At 36.8% G+C, this 23128-nt stretch carries 18 protein-coding genes; 13 read left to right on the top strand and 5 right to left on the bottom strand.

The features are described 5' to 3' along the window. Positions 1-2 precede the first annotated feature (2 nt). Together AC1W31_RS01850 and AC1W31_RS01845 are read left to right on the top strand one after the other, a co-directional pair. Complete coding sequence (locus AC1W31_RS01850; protein WP_481732693.1) at positions 3-806, top strand: DUF1835 domain-containing protein; 804 nt, start codon at positions 3-5, stop codon at positions 804-806. A 21-nt stretch (positions 807-827) separates the two neighbouring features. Then, positions 828-1532: a sulfite oxidase-like oxidoreductase gene (locus AC1W31_RS01845; protein ID WP_481732692.1), complete on the top strand. Its 705-nt coding sequence runs from the start codon at positions 828-830 to the stop codon at positions 1530-1532. Positions 1533-1601: 69 nt separating this feature from the next. On the opposite strand, the gene AC1W31_RS01840 is transcribed toward AC1W31_RS01845, so the two are convergent. Both AC1W31_RS01840 and AC1W31_RS01835 read right to left on the bottom strand, forming a co-directional pair. Beyond that, positions 1602-2180 carry an NAD(P)H-dependent oxidoreductase gene (locus AC1W31_RS01840; RefSeq protein ID WP_481732691.1) on the bottom strand — a complete coding sequence of 193 codons (579 nt, stop codon included), beginning with the start codon at positions 2178-2180 and terminating at the stop codon, positions 1602-1604. A 306-nt stretch (positions 2181-2486) separates the two neighbouring features. Beyond that, a complete protein-coding gene (locus AC1W31_RS01835; RefSeq protein WP_481732690.1) occupies positions 2487-5432 on the bottom strand; it encodes a M16 family metallopeptidase in 2946 nt (981 codons plus the stop codon). A gap of 310 nt (positions 5433-5742) precedes the next feature. Here AC1W31_RS01835 and AC1W31_RS01830 point away from each other — a divergent pair, with 310 nt between their 5' ends. From AC1W31_RS01830 to AC1W31_RS01805, 6 genes are all read left to right on the top strand, one after another. Then, the gene (locus AC1W31_RS01830; RefSeq protein ID WP_481732689.1) at positions 5743-6375 is read left to right on the top strand and encodes a response regulator; all 633 of its coding nucleotides are present in this window, start codon (positions 5743-5745) and stop codon (positions 6373-6375) included. A gap of 172 nt (positions 6376-6547) precedes the next feature. Continuing rightward, positions 6548-6808 carry a hypothetical protein gene (locus tag AC1W31_RS01825; protein WP_481732688.1) on the top strand — a complete coding sequence of 87 codons (261 nt, stop codon included), beginning with the start codon at positions 6548-6550 and terminating at the stop codon, positions 6806-6808. Between the two features lie 89 nt (positions 6809-6897). Continuing rightward, complete coding sequence (locus tag AC1W31_RS01820) at positions 6898-7704, top strand: GLPGLI family protein (RefSeq protein WP_481732687.1); 807 nt, start codon at positions 6898-6900, stop codon at positions 7702-7704. 8 nt (positions 7705-7712) lie between these two features. After that, positions 7713-10358 carry a peptidase associated/transthyretin-like domain-containing protein gene (locus tag AC1W31_RS01815; RefSeq protein WP_481732686.1) on the top strand — a complete coding sequence of 882 codons (2646 nt, stop codon included), beginning with the start codon at positions 7713-7715 and terminating at the stop codon, positions 10356-10358. A gap of 144 nt (positions 10359-10502) precedes the next feature. Next, the gene (locus AC1W31_RS01810; protein ID WP_481732685.1) at positions 10503-11429 is read left to right on the top strand and encodes a sulfite exporter TauE/SafE family protein; all 927 of its coding nucleotides are present in this window, start codon (positions 10503-10505) and stop codon (positions 11427-11429) included. A gap of 150 nt (positions 11430-11579) precedes the next feature. After that, positions 11580-13688 carry an outer membrane protein assembly factor BamB family protein gene (locus AC1W31_RS01805; RefSeq protein WP_481732684.1) on the top strand — a complete coding sequence of 703 codons (2109 nt, stop codon included), beginning with the start codon at positions 11580-11582 and terminating at the stop codon, positions 13686-13688. A gap of 123 nt (positions 13689-13811) precedes the next feature. Here the strand turns inward: AC1W31_RS01805 and crtD are convergent, their stop codons facing one another. Further along, on the bottom strand, positions 13812-15311 hold the full coding sequence (gene crtD / locus AC1W31_RS01800) for a 1-hydroxycarotenoid 3,4-desaturase CrtD (protein WP_481732683.1): 1500 nt from the start codon (positions 15309-15311) through the stop codon (positions 13812-13814). Positions 15312-15462: 151 nt separating this feature from the next. Continuing rightward, complete coding sequence (locus AC1W31_RS01795) at positions 15463-16539, bottom strand: alpha/beta hydrolase (protein ID WP_481732682.1); 1077 nt, start codon at positions 16537-16539, stop codon at positions 15463-15465. A gap of 294 nt (positions 16540-16833) precedes the next feature. On the opposite strand from AC1W31_RS01795, the gene leuC reads away from it, so the two are divergent. The 5 genes from leuC to leuB all read left to right on the top strand — a co-directional run bounded on the left by leuC (position 16834) and on the right by leuB (position 22108). After that, positions 16834-18231 (top strand): 3-isopropylmalate dehydratase large subunit, encoded by a 1398-nt coding sequence (leuC, locus tag AC1W31_RS01790; RefSeq protein WP_481732681.1) that lies wholly within the window; start codon positions 16834-16836, stop codon positions 18229-18231. 13 nt (positions 18232-18244) lie between these two features. Continuing rightward, complete coding sequence (locus AC1W31_RS01785) at positions 18245-18766, top strand: BUD32 family EKC/KEOPS complex subunit (protein WP_481732680.1); 522 nt, start codon at positions 18245-18247, stop codon at positions 18764-18766. Between the two features lie 11 nt (positions 18767-18777). Continuing rightward, entirely contained in the window at positions 18778-19374 is a 597-nt protein-coding gene (gene leuD / locus AC1W31_RS01780) for a 3-isopropylmalate dehydratase small subunit (RefSeq protein WP_481732679.1), read from the top strand. Positions 19375-19514: 140 nt separating this feature from the next. Further along, positions 19515-21026, top strand: coding sequence for an alpha-isopropylmalate synthase regulatory domain-containing protein (locus tag AC1W31_RS01775; protein WP_481732678.1), 1512 nt, complete (start codon positions 19515-19517; stop codon positions 21024-21026). A gap of 8 nt (positions 21027-21034) precedes the next feature. Further along, positions 21035-22108: a 3-isopropylmalate dehydrogenase gene (gene leuB, locus AC1W31_RS01770; RefSeq protein ID WP_481732677.1), complete on the top strand. Its 1074-nt coding sequence runs from the start codon at positions 21035-21037 to the stop codon at positions 22106-22108. 60 nt (positions 22109-22168) lie between these two features. Here leuB and AC1W31_RS01765 read toward each other — a convergent pair. Beyond that, positions 22169-23128 (bottom strand): WD40/YVTN/BNR-like repeat-containing protein (locus AC1W31_RS01765; protein ID WP_481732676.1); only part of this gene is annotated, 960 nt, incomplete at its 5' end.

Genomic DNA, 23128 nt, shown 5'->3' with positions numbered 1-23128 from the left:
AAATGGCAATTTATCATGTTTTAAACGGTGATTGTTTGGCTGAACAATTAAGGCAAACTACTACCAATCCAGATTTTATCATTTGTAGAGAATGCCTGATTGATGGTAATGTAGACTCAAATAATTTGAATGATTTTTGGAAAATAAGGGCAAAATTTATCGTGGAATCCTACGATGCTACTATTGAAGATTATGTTGAAAGAACGGTTAAAGAATTTGAAAAACTGTCTAATTTACCCGAAAATTCAGAGGTTTGTCTTTGGTTTGAAAATGATTTGTTTTGTCAAGTAAATATGTGGTTTGTGTTATCAATACTGCCCCAAAAAGCCAATTTGAAGGTGTTTAGGGTTTTTTCGATTTCAGAAAATGGAGATATTTGGAAAGGCTTTGGTAATGCTACTTCTGCAAAACTCAAAAAAGCCTATTCTTCAAAAATTCAATTTCAGCAAAAAGATATTGATTTAGGAATTCATTTGTGGAAAGCTTATCAGAAAAATGACTTCGAGCAATTAAAAGAAATATCCAAAATATCTTCGAACTGTTTTGAATATTTAGAAGAAGTTTGTCAGGCACAAATAGACCGTTTCCCGAAAAATAATTCGCTCGGCAAACCAGAACAATTGGTAAAAGATATCCTAAAATCTAAGTCAATTGAATTTCAAGAAGTTTTTCGGGAGTTTTCGGAAAGGGCAGGAATTTATGGTTTTGGCGATTTGCAGGTTAAAAGTATTTATGAAAGGCAAATCAATTCGTTAGAAAAAGAGGTGGGTCAAACTGACAAACTTGTTAAGGCAATTTTTTGTTAAAAAAGTATAAATCATACAATTATGGAAAACGAAGAAACAGAAAATAATAAACTCGACCGCATCATCGAAGCACGGATGAAATTGAAAAATCGGTTTGAAGAAAAGATGAAATCTACGCCTTCAATGGCGGATGAAAAACCGCAAGGTAAAGGTGTTATTAATCGTCACGGAATGCCAAATACGCCTGTTGGTCAGACACTTACAACAAAATGGCCCGTGCTTGATTTGGGTTATCAACCTAAAATTCCTTTGGATAAATGGCGTTTGATTATTGATGGAGAAGTTGAAAATCCAGTCATGCTGACGTGGGACGAATTTATGGCATTGCCTCAAACGGAAGATACTTCTGATTTTCATTGCGTCACCACTTGGTCTAAATTGGATATGATTTGGAAAGGTGTCAGACTGATTGATTTGGCGGCATTAGTGCAACCCAAAGAAACGGCTACGCACATTATGTGTTACGGATATGATACGTACACGACAAATGTTTCGTTGGAAGAAGCACTGAAACCCGATGTTTTGTTAGGACATACCGTTGATGGTCAGCCATTGGCAGTTGAACATGGTGGCCCTTTACGGATGATTACCCCACAATTATACGCTTGGAAAGGCTCAAAATGGATTAAGAGAATTGAATTTATGCCCAAAAATAAGTTGGGATTTTGGGAAGAAAGAGGCTACTCAAATACGGCTTATCCTTGGCGAAATGATAGATATAGTTGATTGGTTATTAGTTACTGGTTATCAATTATTGGGTAAATGACCTAATAACTAATAACCAGTAACTAATAACTATTTTACCCAACGCTTAGTAACATCTAAAGAATAATCCAAAAAGGCTTTCACACCATCTTCGTAGATTTTATTTCCTGTCGAATCTGCATTGTCATCCAAATTTTTGTGCGTTTCGTGCGACTCAAATATGCGTGGAGAAACTACCGAATATTGATGGCTAAAATTGATGATTTTATTAATCACCGTTGTCAATTCTAAACACGGTGTTTTTCCACCTCTTCCAGCTGAAACCCCCGCCAAAGCGAATACTTTATCGTGAAAAAGGTGTGCAAAATCCTTTGAACCTAATTGATGGAGAGCATTTAGCAAGTCTCCATTTACGGTAAAATTATATTCTGGCGTGATGAAAAATACTAAATCTGCTGCTGTCCAAGCGGAAAGTAATTCACGTTGAAAATCAGTTAAAGCTTCTTTGTTTATCGTTCCACGACCAACCGATGGAATATCGAAGTGATGAAAATCCACCACCGTAACATATTCATAACCAGAAGTTTGTGCTAATTTTTGGAGATAATTTGAAAAGCGTAATGAATTGCTGTTTTTTCTTGGGGATGTGGCAATAATGGCAATGTTCATATTATATTTTTACTGTTTTTTCTTGTTAATATTAGATACCTAACGATAGCTTTATTGATTTTGTTCAATGATAATTTGTTGGAATAATATTTTCATTTGGAAATAAAACCCAAAAATGAATAGTTATTTCCGAAAGAAGACTTATTATCTGGAAATAACTCCTTAAAATACACAAAGTAGCGAAGTATAGAATTTGAGTTCCCGATAAAACTTTATAAAAGGTATGGTTTTAGTCTAAACTCAATCACAAAAAAAGGAAGGCTTCGCTCATAGCTAAGCCTTCCTTCAAAACCAATAACATAATAACTAATACCCAAATACCTCCTCCAAACTCAATTTCTTAACCTCTCCGTATTTTTTAAGGTCTTCTAAATTTACCTTTTTCTCCGAAGCCACAATGCACAAACTGTAAGGTTTATTGGCTAATTGTGTATCCTGAAATTTCTTTAAATCGTCCGTTGACATTTTATCGAGTGCTTGATAAATTACTTGACGTTCATCGGTTGAAATGCCTTTATCTTGATTGGCTAAATACGTATTAATGATATTATCTTGCGTGATTCTTTCGGTTTGATAATTCTTTTTCATACTCGCTTTGGCCGTTTCAAGATTCTTCTCAGATACTGGAAAAGTATTCAATAATTCATTCATCCCCGCAATTGATTCATGGATTTTATCGGCTTGAGTTCCCACGTAGGCAATCATTCGGTAAGTCTCATTTTTCAAGTTTGGCGTCATATAATACGCATACGTTGAATACGCCAAAGCTTTTGATTCACGAATGGTTTGGAATACAATTGATGACATTCCACCCCCAAAATAGTTATTGTACAATTCCACGATGGGCGTTTCTGCATTATTGAACTGAATCGTTGGACGAACCCAGTTTACTTCCGCTTGTACCATGTCGTAATCCGTAAATAAAACTTCTGGTTTCGTAGGAGTTTTAGTCTCAAAGTTTGCAACAAGCGGCAAATCTGAATTAGAATTTGTGGGCGTTTTATGAATATCTCCGACAATTTTTGCCAAATTCTCCATTGTTTGTGGGCCGTAGTAAGAAATGATATGTTTGTACGAAACTAAATTTTGAAGAAATGAAATCAATTCATCTGCTGTCAAAGCTTTAAGTTCAGCATCGGTAAATTGCAACGTATTTCGTGGGTTTTTCGGCCCGAAAGCAGCATAAGCCGACAAACCTTGCAAAATGGCCGCTTTATTTAATTTTGCATCATTTCTTTGTTTCAAAATACGTCCTTTCAATAATTCAAGAGCAGCATCATCTTTTTTACATTTTGTCAATAAATCTTCAAAAAGCGCAACCGTTTTTGCAAAATTTTCATTCAATCCTGACAATCCTAATGTGATGTGATGGTCAGTATAAGATTGGTTGAAATTACTCGCCAAACGATAGAATTCCGTACTAATTTGCTCAGCATTCATTTTGTCGGTTCCCACAAATTGAAGGTATTGAAGCGCAATTGGAAGGATTTTGCTATTCCAAGAACCCATATCAAAACGGTAAGCCATTCTGAATAAATCATTATCCGTATTTTGAACATAGAGTGCATCCAAATTACCGATTTTTCCTTTCTTCAAATCCTTTGAGAAATCCAACCATTTGGGTTCAATATTTGCCATTGGCGTTGTATTAACATCCTTCAAAAATGCGGATTGTGCTTCACGATTTACTTCTACGGGTGTAATTGTCGGTTTATCAACTTTCAAAATACTTGGGTCTGGGCCTTTTCTTTTATACACAACCACATAACCATCTCCACAGTATTTTTTGGCAAAAGCCATCACTTCTTGCTTCGTAACTTTGCTCAAAGCATCGTTAATAGAAGCCTCATCATTCCAATTGGTTGCTTTCGAAGTAATGAAACTTTCCAATAATCCATACGCCCGAGAAGTATTATTTTCTAATCCTTGAATAGCCGTTAATTTATAGTTTGCGGCAATTGCTTTGATAATCGTTTCGTCAAAATTTCCCGACTTTAATTTATCTAACTCGCCCATTAATAGGTTTTTAACATCATCAAGACTTTGGTCTTTTTTGGGTGTTCCCGTCATTGACCAAATACTGTAATCCTTGTTCCATTCAGGATTTGAACCTGCCCGAAGTACTTTTTGAGCTTTCACCAAATTAAGGTCAATTAAACCCGCTTTCGAGTTCGACATTAATTCATCCACAATCGTACCCACAATTTTTTCTCTCGCATCCATCGCACCATTCCAACGCCACGCAATAGAGATATTATCGGGTGTTGGTCCAAAAACTTCACGAGTAATTACGCCCGTTAAAGGTACTTCTGGAGCAGGTTTGTATTCAGGTACTGGTTTCGTGGTCATATATTTAAATGAAGCCTCGATTTTCTTAATCAAATTATCCGAATTAAAATCGCCCGCCATGATAATTGCCATGTTGTTGGGTACGTAATATTTATTGAAATAGTTACGAATTTCAACCAATGAAGGGTTCTTTAAATGTTCAATCGTACCAATAGTCGTTTGTTGTCCGTAATTATGCGTTGGAAAAAGCGCCGCATTTCGGCTTTCATAAACCTTACGTCCATCATTATCCAAACCACGATTTTTTTCTTCGTAAACTGCTTCTAATTCCGTATGAAAAATACGTAAAACAGGGCTACGGAAACGTTCAGCCTGTAATTTTAAGAAACGGTCGATGGCATTGGCAGGAATATCTTCGGTATAAACGGTTTGTTCGTAAGACGTAAAAGCATTTGTGCCTTGTCCGCCCATCGAAGCCATCATTTTGTCGTATTCGTTGGCAATGGCAAACTTGGCCGCTTCCCCAGATTTTGCGTCAATTTCTTTGTAAATCGTCTTGCGTTGAGCCGAATCAGTGGTTTTGTTGTATTTTTCGTAAAGGGCATTTACTTGGTCGAGCAGAGGTTTTTCTTTAGACCAGTCCAGTGAACCGAATTTATCAGTGCCTTTAAAAAGCATGTGTTCCAGATAATGAGCAAGTCCAGTATTGGTGCGAGGGTCAGTATTTGAACCCGCCCGAGTTGGAATTAAGGCAGCAATTCTTGGTTCTTTATGATTTTCGCTCAGAATCACCGTCAAGCCATTGGCGAGGGTATAAAAACGAGCTTTCATAGGGTCGTTGCTCACATACTTATAGGTATATCCGCCCGACGTGGCAGTTTTCCATTCATAAGATTTTTGAGCAAAAGTTGTGGAAAAGGCCAAAAGGGCAATTGCCAAGAGATTTAAGCGAATTAGATTCATGGTGAAAGGTAGATTTAAGTTGAGTTATGTTGCAATTACGTAATTATTGGATAAATACGCTATTACATTTTCATAAACGGTAGAATTAGTTGAAATGTTATATTTCATAGAATTTAGCTTTAAAATTTGCCTATTACTGATTTTATTAAGATGTAAATATCTGATTATCAATAATTTACTGTTCTATTCGCCATTTTCTGCTATTATCTTAAAATTATATAGTTATACTTGGAATTGACTTTATTTATGGATAATATTATAAAGTAAAATCGCTATTAAACTTTAAAATACACTATTAAACCAAAAGATAATGCCCCCTAAAACGCTCACCTGTGTACTCGTGGATGATGAAATAACCAATTTAGATTTATTAGCTACCTACGTAAATCAAATTCCCTACTTAGTGCTTAAAGCTACTTTTGATAAACCAATGGAAGCATTAACCTACCTTCTAAAAACGCCCACGGATTTATTGATTACGGATATCAGCATGCCTCGGTTGTCGGGGATTGGGCTTTATGAAGGTATTTGTAACTCCGTTTCGACTCAGGTTATTTTTGTTTCGGGTTATACAGACAAAATTATCGAAGCCTTAGCACATTGTGTAACGGATTATCTTCATAAACCTGTGTCATTAGTTCGTTTTGAAAAAGCAACCCAAAAGGCTTTTTTCTATGCAAACTTGAGTAAACAAAATATTGAAGACTTACCAACTGAGAATTTGGAAATTGCCTTAAAGAGCTATTTCACTCTGAGTGAGACTGAAAAGAAAATTTTACAATTAATCGCTGAGGGGAATACTATAAAAGAAATTGGAGCATTAGCCTTTATATCTCTGAGAACGGTAGAATCTCACAGGCTTTCTATTCGTAAAAAACTACAATTATCTCACAAATATAGGCTTGTTGATATTGCGAAATATTTGAAGGAAATAATAAAATAAAGTATATACGTTGAAATTTCTGTAGTTGTACTTAGAAAATTTCAGTATGTGTACTGATTGACAAATTGAAATAAAACTTCATACCTTTGAAATAAGTAAACCCCACCGCAGTTTGAAGACCTGATGGGGTTTGTGAGTCTTAATCTTTTCACAATTAAGACTTAATGAAAGTATGAAAAAGAAGTTGATTTTAAGCGTTGTTTGTACTATTTTATTGTCTTGTGGGGCAATGGCAAAATCTAATGTTTTATCAAAAGCAAAACAAGTTGTTGCAAAAAAGCAATATGTGATTGTTCAAAAATCACTTAAAGAAAAGAAGCAAAGTAGCTTCTGTGTGATTTACATCACGACATGTGGTGCTAAAGGAATACTTTGTGGTTCATTTTTAGAAATGCTTGAAGGCGCTTTAACAGCTGAGGCAGCTTTTTGTTAAAATTCTAAATTATTCTAAATTAAGGGGTGTATTTTCAACTCCTCAATTTTAACATAATTTTGCACTATAATAATTTAATAAAATAAGACATGAAAAATCAATATTTATTTCAGTTATTGTTCGCATTCTTTTTTAGTATAAATATTTTTTCTCAATCTCCAAAAGATAAGGCATATTTATTGGTTAAATATGATGAAACTTCGATGACAGACTCCACCGATTTATTGAAAAAGAATTATGATGTCATGGGTCTTGAAATTGGAAAGAGTATGAGTAAATTTTACAGTATTTCATTGCTTGAGACTAAAAATGCTATGATGGAGCAAATTAAACAAACAGGTGCTCTTGATATGAGGAATTTAATTACCCCTAAAAATAAGAGAGGCAAACAAAATATAATATTTAAAAACTACACTTCTAAACAACTCACTGCAACTGAAAACTTGGGTATGTTTAGTTACACCGTACAAGAGTCCATTCCTACAATTGATTGGAAGATTCAATCAGATACGATGCGTATTCTCAATTATTCGTGCCAAAAAGCAATTTGTCAATTCAGAGGGCGTAATTATGAAGTATGGTTCACTCCCGAAATTAATGTTAGTGAAGGACCTTGGAAGTTTACTGGTTTACCAGGCCTTATTTTGAAAGTAACAGAAAGTAAAGGATATTTTATCTTTGAGTGTAAAGGTATTGAAAAAGTGAATTTAGACTTAGAACTATCCGATGGTAAAGGTCAGAAAGTAACCAGAGAAGAATTCCTAAAAGCAAATAAGCTCTTCTTGGAAGACCCAATGCCGTTTCTGAATAATGGAAGAAGTAGTTTTACACTTGATACTCCTCCAACAAGCCTACCCAAACGTACTTACAACCCAATGGAACTTACTGAAAAATAATAGGTTGGATGAATAAAATAGGAATTGTAGCGTTTTTATCAACATTATTACACTTTTCGGGTTTTTCTCAATTTCTGACGGGTCGAATTACTGATTCCCAACAGCGTTCCCTTCAAGGGGTAAGTATTAGGGCGTACAAGCTTCAAGAAAGTATAATTCAGTCCTTTGCAATCACGGATTCAAAAGGACAATTCCAGTTCAGTAAACCTTTTTTGTCTGATACCATTAAACTTGTGGTGGCTTCAATGGGGTTTGCTATGGAGGAAAGAATTATTAAAAAAACGGATTTAATTCAAGATTTTATCCTTACTCCGCAAGCAATCGAACTCAAAGAAGTGATTGTAAAAACTCCTCCCGTGCGTATCAGTCACGATACGATTTCCTATGATATTAAACAATTTGGTAATAATACAGACCGAAATTTAGGGGATGTTCTCAAAAAACTGCCAGGCGTTGAACTTAGCGAAAATGGGACGATAAAATACAATGGCGAACCAATCAATAAATACTATACAGAAGGGAAAGATTTATTTGAGGGAAAATACAAAATCGCCAATGATAATTTCCGTTGGCAAGATATTGAACGAGTAGAAATTCTCGAAAATCATCAACCAATCAACGTTCTGAAAGATATTGTTTATTCTTATAAAGCTGGTTTAAACGTTGTTTTCAAGGAATCTGTCCGTGCGAAATGGATAAAAACTGCCCAGATTGGTGGAGGATTTAGTAATGAAAATGTACAGTATGATAACTCCCTAAACGCCATCAGAATTGCTAAGAATAATCAATCTTTCAGCATTCTTAAAAGTAATAATGTTGGGATAGATTTACTTTCATCAACGCAATCACTCACGATTGAGGACTTGATTGATGTAAGTCCGCAGTACCTATTTCTAAAAGTTTCACGTCCACTTTTATCCATTATTGAACTTAGTAAACCTTCCATCAATCAAAAATATTTAAACTTCAATCAAAGCCATCTCTTCACTTCTAAAAATCTTTGGACACTCCAAAAAAAATATGATGTAGTCCTAAATATTGAATATTTAAAAGATAAACAAACAAATCAAGGCTCACTTGAAAGTCTATACTTTCTTGGAAAAGATACGCTTGCAGTCACAGAAAAACAGGATAACGCCAAGAATCTGAATCAATTAGAGAGTACTTTATCAATCGTAGCGAATCAACCCAAATATTATTTTAGCAATAAATTATTTGTAAAAATGGGCTGGAAAAACACTAATGGAGTCATTGAGAATTACGAAGTTGGCAAAACGCAAAATGTAAACCAACAAAATCAATATGATACGCAATGGATTTCGGACGAAATAAAAATCCAAAAGAAAACCATTTCAGATAATTTAATTGAATTTAAGGCTTTGGGCTACTACTTAAATTCACCACAAAATTTAGATGTATTTACCAATAACCAAATATCTAAACAAAACACCCTCCAAGATTTAAGAATGAAAAAGTCTTTTTTTAGTTTTTATGTCAATTTTTTTGCCAGTAAAAAATTGAAATTAAATACCAAAGTAGGGGCTGAAAGTTCAAGCCAAAGTCTGTTTTCTAATTTATTTGGATTCCCTTCTACAAAACTCATTGGAGATTCTTCTTTACTTTCAAATAATCAAAATCTATCCTATTGGCGAGCTTTTGGTGAAACTGATTATGAAGTCAATAAGGAAAGTTTTAAACTTGATTTCCATCTACCTGTGAGCTTCATAAACTGGTTAAATCTCCATAAAAATCGTTTTGTTATTGAACCAAACCTTTCAATGACTTATATTTTTTCTGCCAAATGGAGTACCACTTTCAAGTATAATTTCAAGTACAATATCGCTGAAATTGATGACTTTAGTAACGCTTTTTTATTGACAAATTACCGTAATATTGAAAGAAATTCAGGACAAATTCCTGATAATAAACGACATGCTGCAAGTTTAAGGCTGAACTTTAAAGACATGATTCATTTCTGGTTTTTAGATGCTGTTGTTGGCTTGGGAGAATCTCAGAGCAATATTTTAAGACAACAAACATATGATGGGATTTATATTAAACAAGTTAAGATTGCCTCTGATAATATCACTCAAAATATAAATGGTTTCTTACAGGTTAGTAAGTATTTGCACAGTATAAAAACTAAATTCACCATTAATAATAGTTATGAAATAAGACAATCCGTACGGTTATTTGCCAATAATCAGTCTGCAAAAATTGAAATTAAGAGTAATATTACCTCATTCAATATCAATTCAAATCCACGAAAATGGCTTAGATTACAATTTGATGTCAACGCCATGAATTCATCTAATTCAGTAAAAACGGAAACGCAAAATTCTCAAAATAATTTTCAGCAAATAGACTTAAAAACGAAGATTGATTTCCTTCCTTCCAAAAACTTGACTTTCGGAATTGAAGTAAATAAATATCAAATTGAAGACGGGCAAAATCAGACTCAGCGATATTTACTAATGGATTGTTCTACAAATTACCATTTCAAAAATAGCAATATTGATTTAAGTTTATTTCTGCAAAATTTAACCGATGAAAAAACTTTTCGGACTTTAAGTTTTTCGGATAATAGTTTTCTTTCCACTGATTTTAGACTTCGCCCAAGACAGTTTTTGGCAAAATTGAATTTTACTTTTTAAATTTCCCTCTCCTTAGCATTTTGGCAACTTACTCAAATTATTAAAAATAATTTAGTCTATTTATTTGATAGACTAAACAGAACTATTACATTTGTAGAAAATTTACCCTCCAATCAACATATTAACATCAATTTAATTATTAGAATGAACGTAGAATCTCCTTCACAAGCAATCCCTGTGAGTTCAAATAAAAATAGTATTTACTCATCCAAATGGCTTTGGTTTGGTATTCCTGTAATCTTATTGGTAGGCCTTGCCAGTATTTTGGTTTATAATTACTACGCCTTATTTTCAGTTGAAAAATTAGTGGCAGGCATTAATCAAGACTTTTTTATCTATTTAACCATTGGTGTTTTTGCACAATTAGTGGATGGTACTTTGGGAATGGGCTACGGAGCAACTTCAACCTCTTTTTTGATTTCAGTGGGTGTTCCTCCCGCTATCAGTAGTACAGGGGTTCACGTAGCGGAAATGTTCACGACGGGAGCATCGGCAATATCTCATTATAAATTCAAAAATATTAATAAAAGATTGGTTACTTATTTGCTCGTTCCAGGCGTAATTGGCTCAGTAATAGGAGCTTATCTTTTGGCGGATGTGATTGATGGAAAAGTCATCAAACCTTTCATTGCGGCTTACATGATTGTATTAGCCGTGATGATTATTATTAAAGGATTACGAAATAATAACGTTAAAAAGAAAACCAAAAACTTAGGTGTTTTAGCCATTTTTGGGGGATTCATGGATGCCGTTGGTGGCGGAGGTTGGGGACCCATCGTAACTTCTACCCTCATCGGACGTGGACGTGACCCAAGATATACCATCGGTTCGGTTAATGCCGCAGAGTTTGCCGTCTCATTTGCGAGTGGAATTACTTTCTTACTTTTTCAAGGAATTAATGGATGGCAAGTCATTGCGGGATTAATCGTTGGGGGAGTAGTTGCCGCCCCATTTGCCGCATTTTTTGTGAATAAAGTGCCAAGAAAAACGATGACAATTGTGGTTGGTATTTTGATAATCGCACTCAGTCTTAAAACATTGATTCCTATTATTTTAGGACTACTAAAGTAATTTTTTTTGTGGTGATTTTAATAAAAGGTTAGCATTATTGCTGACCTTTTATTGTTTAGTAGTAGGCATAAAAAGGAAAGTAAAGGTTAGTAAATAAACAACAAACGCTTAACTTGTCATGTTTAAAAATAAATTCCCAATTCATAATTTATGAAACGTCTATTACTTCCTTTTTTGCTAATATCAGCGATTATATTTTCCGCTTTTCAATTGATATCTAACCATGAAAATACTTCGGAAGATTGGGCAGAATATTTAGGTGGCCCGGACCGTAATCACTATTCAAGTCTAACCCAAATAACGCCAGAAAACGTTAAAAGCCTCAAAATTGCTTGGTCGTATGCCGCTCCAGATACGGGTCAAATGCAGGTAAATCCAATTATTGTTGAAGGAATATTATACGGGGTAACTTCCGCAGTGAGAGCATTTGCTCTGGATGCCAGCACGGGAAAAGAAATTTGGTGTTTTGGCGACCCACTGAACACTTGGCACAGTACAAGTCGGGGCGTTGCATTTTGGGCTGAGGGAAACGATAAGCGAATTTTATACACCGTTGGTCCATTTTTATACGCTCTAAATGCCAAAACAGGAAAACTGATTGAAAGTTTTGGAGATGGAGGAAAAGTTGATTTGCATACAGGATTGCCTGATATTGCGAAAAATAAATTCATTATTTCCAATACGCCAGGCACAATTTACGAAGATTTAATCATTATGCCCCTCCGACTTTCGGAAGGAGCGGATGCTGCACCCGGGGATATTCGAGCGTTCAATGTGAAGACGGGAAAGTTAGCGTGGACTTTTCATACAATTCCTTATCCAAACGAATTTGGTTACGAAACTTTTCCGAAAAATGCCTACAAAAATGACGGAATCGGAGCAGTCAATAACTGGGCAGGTATGGCAATTGATAGAAAAAGAGGTATTTTATTCGCTCCAACGGGTTCGGCGGCTTATGATTTTTATGGTGGAAATCGGAAGGGTAAAAACCTGTTTTCGGACTGCCTTTTAGCCTTAGATGCTCGTACGGGAAAACGACTTTGGCATTATCAAACAACACATCACGACATTTGGGATAGAGATCATCCGGCACCCCCAAATTTAGTAACGATTAAACGAAATGGAAAACTAATTGATGCGGTGGCACAAGTAACAAAGCAAGGATACGTGTTTGTTTTTGATAGAGTTACGGGAAAGCCTATCTTTCCCATTAATGAAGTTGCAGCTCCCAAATCAATGCTTGCAGGAGAGCAATCGTGGGCAACACAACCAGTACCAACCAAACCCGCTCCGATGGCACGTCAAGCCTTTCAACTTACTGAAAAAGATATCAGTCCTTATGCAGAAAATCGGGAAGAATTAATCGCTCAATTAAAGACGTACAAAAAAGGATTATTTGCCCCACCAAGTAAACAAGGAACGGTAATATTACCAGGTTTCGATGGTGGGCCAGAATGGGGCGGAGCAGCCGTGGACAAGGAAGGAATTATGTATGTCAATTGCAATGAAATGGCTTGGATTCTGACAATGAAAGATACGCCCAAGGAAGATGCACTTGCACATTTGCCTCTAGGTGAAAAAGTTTATACAACCACTTGTACGGTTTGTCACGGAAATGATAGAAAAGGAAATGCTAAAAGTGGATATCCATCTTTGGTTGACATTGGCACGAGGCGAGATAAAGCCTATATAACTCAAATTATCACGAACGGTAAGGGAATGATGCCAGGTTTTACGACCTTAAACGCCAATGAAAAACAAGCGCTTTTGAGTTTTTTATTGGGAGAAGAAAAGAAAGAAGTAGGAGGGGAGATAAAAACGAAAGTACCCAGTTTACCCTACGCAAGCACAGGATACAACAAATTTTTGGATAGCAAAGGCTTACCCGCTATTGCTCCACCGTGGGGAACACTCAATGCCATCGACTTAAATACGGGCGAATTTCTCTGGAAAGTTCCTTTTGGTGAAGAACAATCATTGAAGGCAAAAGGCATCAATAATACGGGTACTGAAAATTATGGTGGTGCCGTTGTAACGGCAAGTGGACTATTATTCATTGCCGCCACAAAAGATGGGAAATTTAGAGTTTTTGATAAAAAGACGGGTAAAATTTTATGGGAAACAACGCTTCCCGCCGCAGGATTTGCTACGCCTTCAACCTATCAAATTAATGGAAAACAATACGTCGTTGTTGCTTGCGGAGGCACTAAATTAGGGACTAAAAAGGGAAATCAATATGTAGCTTTTGCTTTGCCTTAAATGATTAGATCACGGATTTAAGGGATTATACGGATTTACACGGATTTTTTTTAAATTTTCATCCGTGTAAATCCGCTCAATCCCAATTCTATTGCGGGTTTATCTGTGGTCTAATCTTATAATTTACAATTCCTTAAAATTATCATTCATAATCTTTGCCGAAGAAAGCGCCAAAGGAATTCCTCCGCCTGGGTGAACGCTACCGCCTACGAAATACAAATGCTTAATTTTGGATGAAAAATTAGCATGTCTCAAAAATGCGGCAAAACGATTATTAGACGAATTTCCGTATAATGCACCTTGAGCCGAGGAAGTTTTGGATTCAATCGTTCGAGGGTCGAGAATTTCCTCACATTCAATCAATTCGGCTATGTTTTGTCCTAAAATTCTACTGACTTTTTTCAACACATTTTCTTTGGTTTGGGCAATGATTTCATCCCAATTTTGTCCTTCGTTGGCAGGGGCGTTTATGAGTACAAACCAATTTTCACAGTCTTCTGGAGCATCATCAGTTTTGTGTTTTGAGGTAATATTGATGTAAATCGTTGGGTCTTTATAAATGGTTTTTTGCTCGAACATCGTCCTAAATTCTTCTGGATAATTATTGCTAAACAGAATATTATGCAAGTCTAATTCAGGAAACTGCTTTTTAATTCCCCAATAAAAAATAACCCCAGAGCTTGATTTAGGCTGATTTAAGAGAAAATTTGGGTGTTTTTCATTGGGTAAAAGTTTTCGGTAAGTATGGGTAACATCCATATTTGAAACTACGGCTTCGCAAGGTATGAGGTCGAGCGTATTTTCTCCATTACTATTGTCTTCATTACTTCTTAACTTTACCCCTTTTACCTTTCCATTTTCCACAACAATCTCCTCAACCTTCGTCTCAAAATAAAATGTAATACCTAAACTTTCAGCTAATTTCACCAAAGAATTTGTAATAGATACCATGCCTTTTTTTGGAAAAAAGGCACCAATATTATACTCCAAATGAGGAATAATATTTAAAGTTGCAGGCGTTTGGTAAGGATCAGAGCCGTTATAAGTTGCGTAGCGATTGAAAAGTTGTACGATTTTAGGATTCTTGAATAGTCTTTGGTTCGCTTCGTTCATTGTTCCAAAAATACCTAATTTTGGCAGATTTAAATATCCTTTCAAAGCCTTTTTGGAAGTCCAAGTGGATAATTTATGTAGAGAATCTTGGAGGAATAATCCATCCAAAACCTCATATTTAAAGGCTGAATCTTTAAGGAATTGGGTGATTTTTTCGGCAGGTTCGCCCGTGATTTTTTCTACTTCTTCGGCAAATTTTTGAGGTTCAGCCCAAGCGGTCAGTCGTGTTTGATCTTCCCAAAAATAACGACAAACTTCGTCTAATTGTTCATATTCAAAGAAATCAGCAGGTTTTTTGCCCACTAATTCAAATAATTCAGTTACTAATTTGGGAAGGGTAAATAAAGAGGGTCCAGCATCAAAACGGTAGCCATTCATTTCAAAACTGCTCAATTTTCCACCCGCATAAGCATTCGCCTCGAATACCGAAACATCAAGACCTTTATGAGCCAAACGAATGGCAGAAGCAATACCCGCAATACCTGCCCCGATGATGGCGACTTTTTTCATTTTATTAGCTATAAACTTTGAGTTTTTTACGCTGATTCTATAAAATAGTAACTTGGTCTTTGGAATTATTGTTTTACTAAAAAGGAAGGCTTCGCTTTAAGAGAAGCCTTCCTTAAAATCAAAAGTATCAAAACCTCATGGCTCAAGGCTGTTAATAAAACAACCACTCCATTGCCTTCGGAAATTCTTTGCCCCATTGGTCTTCGCTGTGTTTACCATCTGGGTCGAGGGACAGATTAATGATTGTTTTTTTAACGCCTTGACGTTCAAAGGTTTGTTTTAATTTTTCAACATTTGGAATCATTAAATTACTCTCCTTTCCGCCTGCATATACGTAGATACGTGTGGGTAAATGCGAGAGAAAATCAATGGCATCGAAGTAAATATTAGGAGAAATCCATAACGACGGAGAAAAAATCATCAAGCGACCAAACGCTTCTGGAAACATCAAACCCGCATAAATACTGATTAAGCCGCCCAAAGAACTTCCACCAATGCCCGTGAATTCACGTTCTGGTTTTGTTCTGAAATTTTTATCAATGTAAGGTTTCAAAGTCTTCGCCAAAAACTGAGCGTATTTACGACCTTGCCCTTTGCCTAATTTTGGATTATTATACGGTGAATATTCTTGAAAACGCTCTTCGCCCCCGTGTGAAATAGCCACCACAATCACATCCCCATGTTCACGAGCCGACAAAACGGCTAATTGTTTATCAATGCCCCAATTGCCAAATTCAGAACCATTGCCAAATAGATTTTGGGCATCTTGCAGATAAATAACGGGATAATTTTTGGTGGAAGTTTCGTAATTATGAGGCAAAAGAATATAAACAGCTCGCTTTTTGCCCAGTTGAGGCATTTCAAATTCATCAGAAATCAAACGAATTTCGGGCATAAGATTTTCAGAAAGATTTTCACCATCTAATCGCCAATGCGGCACAAAATCTTGATAAACACCATTTTTGATTTTGGCGATGCGGTTGGGAATCCCATTGCCGAATTCATCTAATTCTACTTGATTCCAGCCTCCTTTGGTGTATTTATACTCAAATGTATCGGGCAGTTTTATAGTATCAGGTAATTTTAAAGCGTATTTTCCCTCTTCTATCTTACTTAATCGAAGTTCCTCTCTTTCTGGCAACCAAGCGTTGAAATTACCCGACAAATAAACAGGCCTATCATCTTCAACTGGCGTGGTTAATTCAAAATACAATATATTCTTACTCATTCATGTGAAGTGGTTATTAAAGTCTGCAAATTTACGGAATATTCTTTTGTATATAACCTGTTTTCGTTAAAACTCATTTTTGAGTCATAAGGTTTTAGGCTTGAGAATACATTTGGACTAAAAACGCTATTGTTTGGGCGTTTGGCGGTATATTAAGGTGAAAAATAATTTGCAATTTTGTAGAGTAAAATACTTACGTATTTAATTCCAAAAACTATGCCAAAGAGAAACTGACATTTTACGATGCTTCAGTGGTTGTGGTAAAATAACAAATAGAATAAAAAAACAAAAAATATGAGTAAACAAACCTTATTCGACAAAGTGTGGGATGCACACGTTGTTCGTAAAATCGAAGATGGTCCAGATGTTTTTCTGATTGACCGCCACTTTATCCACGAAGTAACAAGTCCTGTTGCTTTCTTGGGTCTTGAAAGTCGTGGGATTGATGTGATGTATGCCAAGCGTACTTTCGCCACTGCCGACCACAATACGCCCACTATTAATCAACATTTACCCGTTCAAGATCCACTTTCTGCCAATCAATTGCAGCAATTGGAAACCAATACCACCAAACACGGTATTTCGCACTGGGGATTGGGACACGCCAAAAACGGTATTGTTCACGTAGTTGGGCCAGAAAATGGTATTACGCTTCCAGGTATGACCATTGTATGCGGTGATTCGCACACTTCTACGCACGGAGCATTCGGAGCAATTGCCTTCGGAATTGGTACTTCTGAGGTGGAAATGGTGCTTTCTTCGCAGTGCATTATGCAACCAAAACCCATGAAAATGCGTGTGAACGTGAATGGACAATTGGGTAAAGGGGTATTGCCAAAAGACGTCACTTTATACATCATTGCTCAACTTTCTGCGGCAGGTGCAACGGGTTATTTCGTAGAATATGCGGGTGATGTGTTCGAGAATATGTCGATGGAAGGACGCATGACGGTTTGTAATATGTCAATCGAAATGGGTGCCAGAGGTGGAATGATTGCCCCAGATGAAACCACTTTTAATTACTTAGAAGGACGTGAGCAAACGCCAAAAGGTGAAGTTTGGGACAGAGCTTTGGCGTACTGGAAAACGCTTAAAACGGACGAAGGCGCTATATTTGATAAAGAATATACTTACAATGCAGCCGATATCGAACCACAAATTACCTACGGAACAAACCCAGGTTTAGGCACGGGAATTTCACAGAATATTCCTATGTCAGGCGATGTAATTGATGGTGAAGCGAGTTACAAAAAATCATTAGGTTACATGGGTTTTGCTGAAAATGAGCAAATCATCGGAAAGAAAATTGATTATGTTTTCTTGGGAAGTTGTACCAATGGCCGAATCGAAGATTTCCGTGCTTTTGCATCTATTGTGAAAGGGCGTAAAAAAGCGGACAACGTAACGGCTTGGTTGGTGCCAGGTTCACACATCGTAGAATCTCAGATTAAAGAAGAAGGTATTCTGGATATTTTGATAGAGTCAGGTTTTGAACTTCGTCAGCCAGGTTGTTCGGCTTGTTTGGCGATGAATGACGACAAAGTTCCTGCGGGAAAATATGCCGTTTCAACCTCAAACAGAAATTTTGAAGGTCGTCAAGGTCCAGGAGCAAGAACGCTTTTGGCTTCTCCATTGGTTGCAGCGGCTGCGGCGGTGACGGGAGTAGTTACTGACCCGAGACAGTTTTTATAATCCGTAATTAATCATGGCAACATATCCTCGAAAATTGTCTTACGGAGCAAATAATACCGTCATTGTATTGTCAGATACGGAGGTTGGTAAGCTCTTTACCAATGATACTCGTTCTGATATTGGTTCAGAAGCGGAGAAAATGAAATTTGCCAATGCCATAAATGATTTATTGGTAAAGTTTGAACGATTGGAATATAATGAAGCGATTGATGCCAATATGCTGGTAATGGAACGCATTATTCCATTGGATTATCGAGCGTATGAAGTTGAGATGCGAGAAATTTGGTTTGATGTTTTTGAAAACCAATTAAAGGAGTTACATCAAAAAGGGTTCGTTCATAATGATTTGAAACGTCCTTCTAATATTTCGGGAGATAAATTTGATAACATCATGCTAACGCAACAAGGAATTAGACTGATTGATGCGGGTGTATCTATTTTACAACACCAAGTAGGAGAAAAGTTTTTTCAAGCATACATAGAAAACGAACTAAAAGAATTAGCACTATTTAAAACGTATTTTTTGAATAGATAAAACAACAAAAAATGGCATACGATAAATTCACCATACTTTCGTCCACCGCTGTTCCGATGCCTATCGAGAACGTGGACACCGACCAAATTATCCCTGCACGCTTCTTGAAAGCAACAACACGTGAGGGTTTTGGCGATAATTTATTCAGAGATTGGCGTTATAATAACGACAATTCTCCTAAACAAGATTTCGTATTGAACAACCCAACTTACAGCGGAGCAATCCTTGTGGGTGGTCGTAACTTCGGTTCGGGTTCAAGCCGTGAACACGCCGCTTGGGCGATTTATGATTACGGTTTCCGTTGTGTAATTTCAAGCTTCTTTGCGGATATTTTCAAAGGTAACTCCTTGAATATCGGCATTTTACCCGTAACGGTTTCGCCAGAATTTTTGGATAAAATCTTCTTGGCAATTGAAGCGGATGCTAAAGCAATTATTGAAGTAAATCTTCCAGAACAAACGGTTACAATTGCAGCAACGGGCGAAAAAGAATCTTTCGACATTAACGGGTATAAGAAAAATAACATGATTAATGGCTTCGATGATATTGATTATCTTCAAAGCATGAAAGGTGAAATTGTAATATTTGCAGAGAAAAGTCTTTATTAAGAGGTTATGAGCTATAAGCTATGAGCTATGAGCAGTAAGTTTCGGGTTTTGAGTTATAAGGAAAATAAATCTTACAACTGACTGCTCATAGCTCACGGCTCATAGCTCATAGCTCACGGCTCACGGCTCACAGCTAAAATATGCGACATATAGAAATAATGGACACGACCCTCCGTGATGGTGAACAAACCAGCGGTGTGTCTTTCTCGGCTTCTGAAAAATTGACTATTGCTCAACTGCTTTTGAAAGAAGTGATAGTCGATAGGATAGAAATTGCTTCTGCAAGGGTTTCTGACGGTGAATTTGAGGCAGTTAAGAAAATTACGAAATGGGCTTCGGAACACGATTGCTTAGAGAAAATTGAAGTCTTAACTTTTGTGGACGGAGAAACTTCGATAAATTGGATGCTTGAAGCAGGAGCAAAAGTGATGAATTTATTGACCAAAGGTTCATTAAATCACTTAACTCACCAACTCAAAAAAACGGCAGAACAGCATTTTTCCGAAATCGAAAAAGTCATCAGTTTAGCTATTTCAAAGGGCATAAAATGCAATGTTTATTTGGAAGACTGGAGTAACGGAATGCGAAATTCACCCGAATACGTTTTCCAATACTTGGATTTTCTGACCAAGCAGCCCATTGAAAGGGTGCTTTTGCCTGATACTTTGGGCGTTTTGACTCCCCGAGAAACCTTTGAGTTTTTGGATAAAATTGTAAAACGCTACCCCGAAACGCACTTCGATTTTCATGCGCATAACGATTATGATCTGAGCGTCGCCAATGTTATGGAGGCAATCAAAGCGGGCGTACACGGGCTTCACCTAACCGTAAATGGTATGGGAGAACGGGCAGGAAATGCTCCTTTGGCAAGTACCATTGCGGTCATGAATGATTTTATGCCCGAAGTAACTACAACGGTCGTGGAGAAATCTTTGTATTCGGTCAGTAAATTAGTAGAGACTTTTTCAGGTTTTAGAATCCCAGTGAATAAGCCTGTAGTTGGTGAAAATGTGTTCACGCAAACGGCAGGAATTCATGCAGATGGCGACAGTAAAAAAAATCTTTATTTCAACGATTTGATGCCTGAACGTTTTGGCAGATTACGCCAATATGCGTTGGGAAAAATGTCGGGGAAAGCCAATATTGAGAAGAATTTGCAAGAATTAGGCATCAAATTAGCAGATGCAGATTTGAAAAAAGTTACGCAAAGAATCATCGAATTAGGCGATAGAAAAGAATCCGTAACTCGTGAAGATTTGCCATACATTATTTCGGATGTTTTGGATAGTAACACCATCGAGGAAAAAGTTGTTGTGGTAAATTATGTGTTGACTCATTCTAAAAATTTAAAACCTTCTACCACTTTACAAGTACAAATTGGCAAAGAAATTTTTGAAGAAAGCGCTCAAGGTGATGGTCAGTATGATGCTTTTATGAATGCGCTGAAAAAGATTTACCTCAAAAAAGGAATTGAATTACCACAATTGACCGATTATGCCGTAAGAATTCCACCAGGAGGAAAAACGGATGCCCTTTGTGAGACGATCATTACTTGGAAATTAAACGGTAAAGATTTAAAAACCAGAGGATTAGATTCTGACCAAACGGTTTCGGCCATTCAAGCAACGCAAAAAATGTTGAATTTATTATAATTAAAATAATGTCAAAAAAACACATATTAGTAGTCCCAGGGGACGGAATTGGGCAAGAAGTTACTGCCGTTGGTAAAAAAGTTTTAGAGAAAATCGCTGAGAAATTCGGTCATGAATTTACGTATGACGAAGCGCTTATCGGTCATGTTGCCATCGAAGCAACGGGCGACCCTCTTCCAGAAGAAACACTCGTAAAAATGCGTGCTTCGGATGCTATCCTTTTTGGAGCGGTTGGGCATATCAAATACGACAACGACCCACACGCCAAAGTACGTCCAGAACAAGGACTCTTGAAAATGCGTAAAGAATTGGGTTTATACGCCAATCTTCGCCCAATCAAATTATTTGACGAATTGTTAGAAGCTTCTTCTATCAAGCCAGAAATTTTGAAAGGTGCAGATATACTTTTCTTCCGTGAATTAACGGGCGATGTTTATTTCGGAAAAAGAGAAAGAATCGAAGATGGAAATACGGCTTATGATACGATGATTTATAGCAAATACGAAGTAGAACGTATTGCCCGCAAAGCCTTCGATGCAGCCATGACTCGTGGGAAAAAATTGATGTCGGTTGATAAAGCTAACGTATTGGAATCGAGCCGTTTATGGAGAGAAACTGTTTTGGAAGTAGCCAAAGATTATCCAGAAGTACAAGTTACGCATCAGTTTGTGGATTCATGTGCGATGATGTTAATCAAAGACCCAAAACAATTTGATGTAGTGGTTACAGGGAATCTTTTTGGTGATATTCTTACGGATGAAGCAAGTCAAATTGCAGGTTCGATGGGAATGTTAGCATCCGCTTCTATCGGTGATGGAACGGGCGTTTATGAGCCAATACACGGTTCTGGACATGATATTGCTGGAAAAGGCATTGCAAATCCAATGGCATCAGTATTGTCAGCAGCCTTGTTATTAGACATCGCTTTTGGCATGAAAGAAGAATCAGAAGCAGTAATTGCCGCTATTGATTCAGTCTTGAAAGCAGGTTTCCGTACGGGAGATATTGCTACGAAAGATACCCCAAAAGAGATGATTTTGGGAACAGATGCAATTGGTGAAGAGATTTTGAAGCGTTTGTAATTCTTTGAATTTTATACAAAAATGGCTGATAAATTTTATTTCATCAGCCATTTTTGGTTTTTACTTCTTCCCTTCAAACCCACTCTCTTCATACCATTCCTCAAATTCCCCAGGTGAAGAAATTGCCGATGGAACTGCCATTCTTCGTGAGCGTCTTTCGGGGGTTTTTATTTCAAAAGATTGCTCTAATTTTGTACCATTTGTCTCGAAAACTACTTTGTATTTACCCGCTTTAATGTAAAATTGCTTGTCTTCGCTTTCTTCTAAAACAATGACTTTATCGTCTTTTTTCTTGGTATCGTTTAAATGTTTTTCGTAATCTTTTACCACCGCTGGACTGATGGTATAATCCCAAATGGCATAGTTAATTCCTGCTTCATTATCGTCCGTTAATTCTTTCATAATCAAGCCTTTATCAGTTGAAATACTCACCTTCGTTTTGCCCGAAGCTTTGGTGAAATAAGGAATTAAGTATTCTCTTTTTTCAGGTTCGTTATATTTTTTTGACGCATCAACTCTACCCCAACGTGGATTTAAATTAATCGGTTTCATCGTGAATAAATGCAAATTTTTATCCACCAAAGAATCCGCTAATTGTTGAATTAAACTCACGTCAGCAATGTAAATCGAACGTCCATGCGTACCCACAACTAACTCATTATCACGTGGATGGACAATTAAATCATGTACGGGCGTAGCGGGCATATCACCCGACATACGCATGAATGATTTTCCTTTGTTCAAGGAAATATACAAACTGTGATCCGTGCCGACATAAAGCAAATTTGGATTTTTAGGATCTTCTTTTACCACATTTACGGCTTCAGTTGGAAGATCTTCGCCTAATTTCTGCCACGTCTGTCCGTAGTCATCCGAACGATACACGTAAGCCACAAAATGGTCGTCTCTATACCCATTCAACGATACATAAACAGTTCCTTCGTTGTGATTAGAAGCATTCACTCGACTCACCCAAAAATTTTGAGGTAAACCGTCCGAAATCTTCGTCCACGTGTAGCC

Source organism: Arcicella sp., assembly GCF_964672035.1.
The sequence above is the reverse complement of the archived record's forward strand: the minus strand, read 5'-3'. Positions and strand labels throughout refer to the sequence as shown.

Coding starts and splice junctions, on each gene's coding strand:
- AC1W31_RS01850 (WP_481732693.1), top strand. CDS start 3: ATGGCAATTTATCATGTTTTAAACGGTGATTGTTTGGCTGAACAATTA.
- AC1W31_RS01845 (WP_481732692.1), top strand. CDS start 828: ATGGAAAACGAAGAAACAGAAAATAATAAACTCGACCGCATCATCGAA.
- AC1W31_RS01840 (WP_481732691.1), bottom strand. CDS start 2,180: ATGAACATTGCCATTATTGCCACATCCCCAAGAAAAAACAGCAATTCA.
- AC1W31_RS01835 (WP_481732690.1), bottom strand. CDS start 5,432: ATGAATCTAATTCGCTTAAATCTCTTGGCAATTGCCCTTTTGGCCTTT.
- AC1W31_RS01830 (WP_481732689.1), top strand. CDS start 5,743: ATGCCCCCTAAAACGCTCACCTGTGTACTCGTGGATGATGAAATAACC.
- AC1W31_RS01825 (WP_481732688.1), top strand. CDS start 6,548: ATGAAAAAGAAGTTGATTTTAAGCGTTGTTTGTACTATTTTATTGTCT.
- AC1W31_RS01820 (WP_481732687.1), top strand. CDS start 6,898: ATGAAAAATCAATATTTATTTCAGTTATTGTTCGCATTCTTTTTTAGT.
- AC1W31_RS01815 (WP_481732686.1), top strand. CDS start 7,713: ATGAATAAAATAGGAATTGTAGCGTTTTTATCAACATTATTACACTTT.
- AC1W31_RS01810 (WP_481732685.1), top strand. CDS start 10,503: ATGAACGTAGAATCTCCTTCACAAGCAATCCCTGTGAGTTCAAATAAA.
- AC1W31_RS01805 (WP_481732684.1), top strand. CDS start 11,580: ATGAAACGTCTATTACTTCCTTTTTTGCTAATATCAGCGATTATATTT.
- crtD (WP_481732683.1), bottom strand. CDS start 15,311: ATGAAAAAAGTCGCCATCATCGGGGCAGGTATTGCGGGTATTGCTTCT.
- AC1W31_RS01795 (WP_481732682.1), bottom strand. CDS start 16,539: ATGAGTAAGAATATATTGTATTTTGAATTAACCACGCCAGTTGAAGAT.
- leuC (WP_481732681.1), top strand. CDS start 16,834: ATGAGTAAACAAACCTTATTCGACAAAGTGTGGGATGCACACGTTGTT.
- AC1W31_RS01785 (WP_481732680.1), top strand. CDS start 18,245: ATGGCAACATATCCTCGAAAATTGTCTTACGGAGCAAATAATACCGTC.
- leuD (WP_481732679.1), top strand. CDS start 18,778: ATGGCATACGATAAATTCACCATACTTTCGTCCACCGCTGTTCCGATG.
- AC1W31_RS01775 (WP_481732678.1), top strand. CDS start 19,515: ATGCGACATATAGAAATAATGGACACGACCCTCCGTGATGGTGAACAA.
- leuB (WP_481732677.1), top strand. CDS start 21,035: ATGTCAAAAAAACACATATTAGTAGTCCCAGGGGACGGAATTGGGCAA.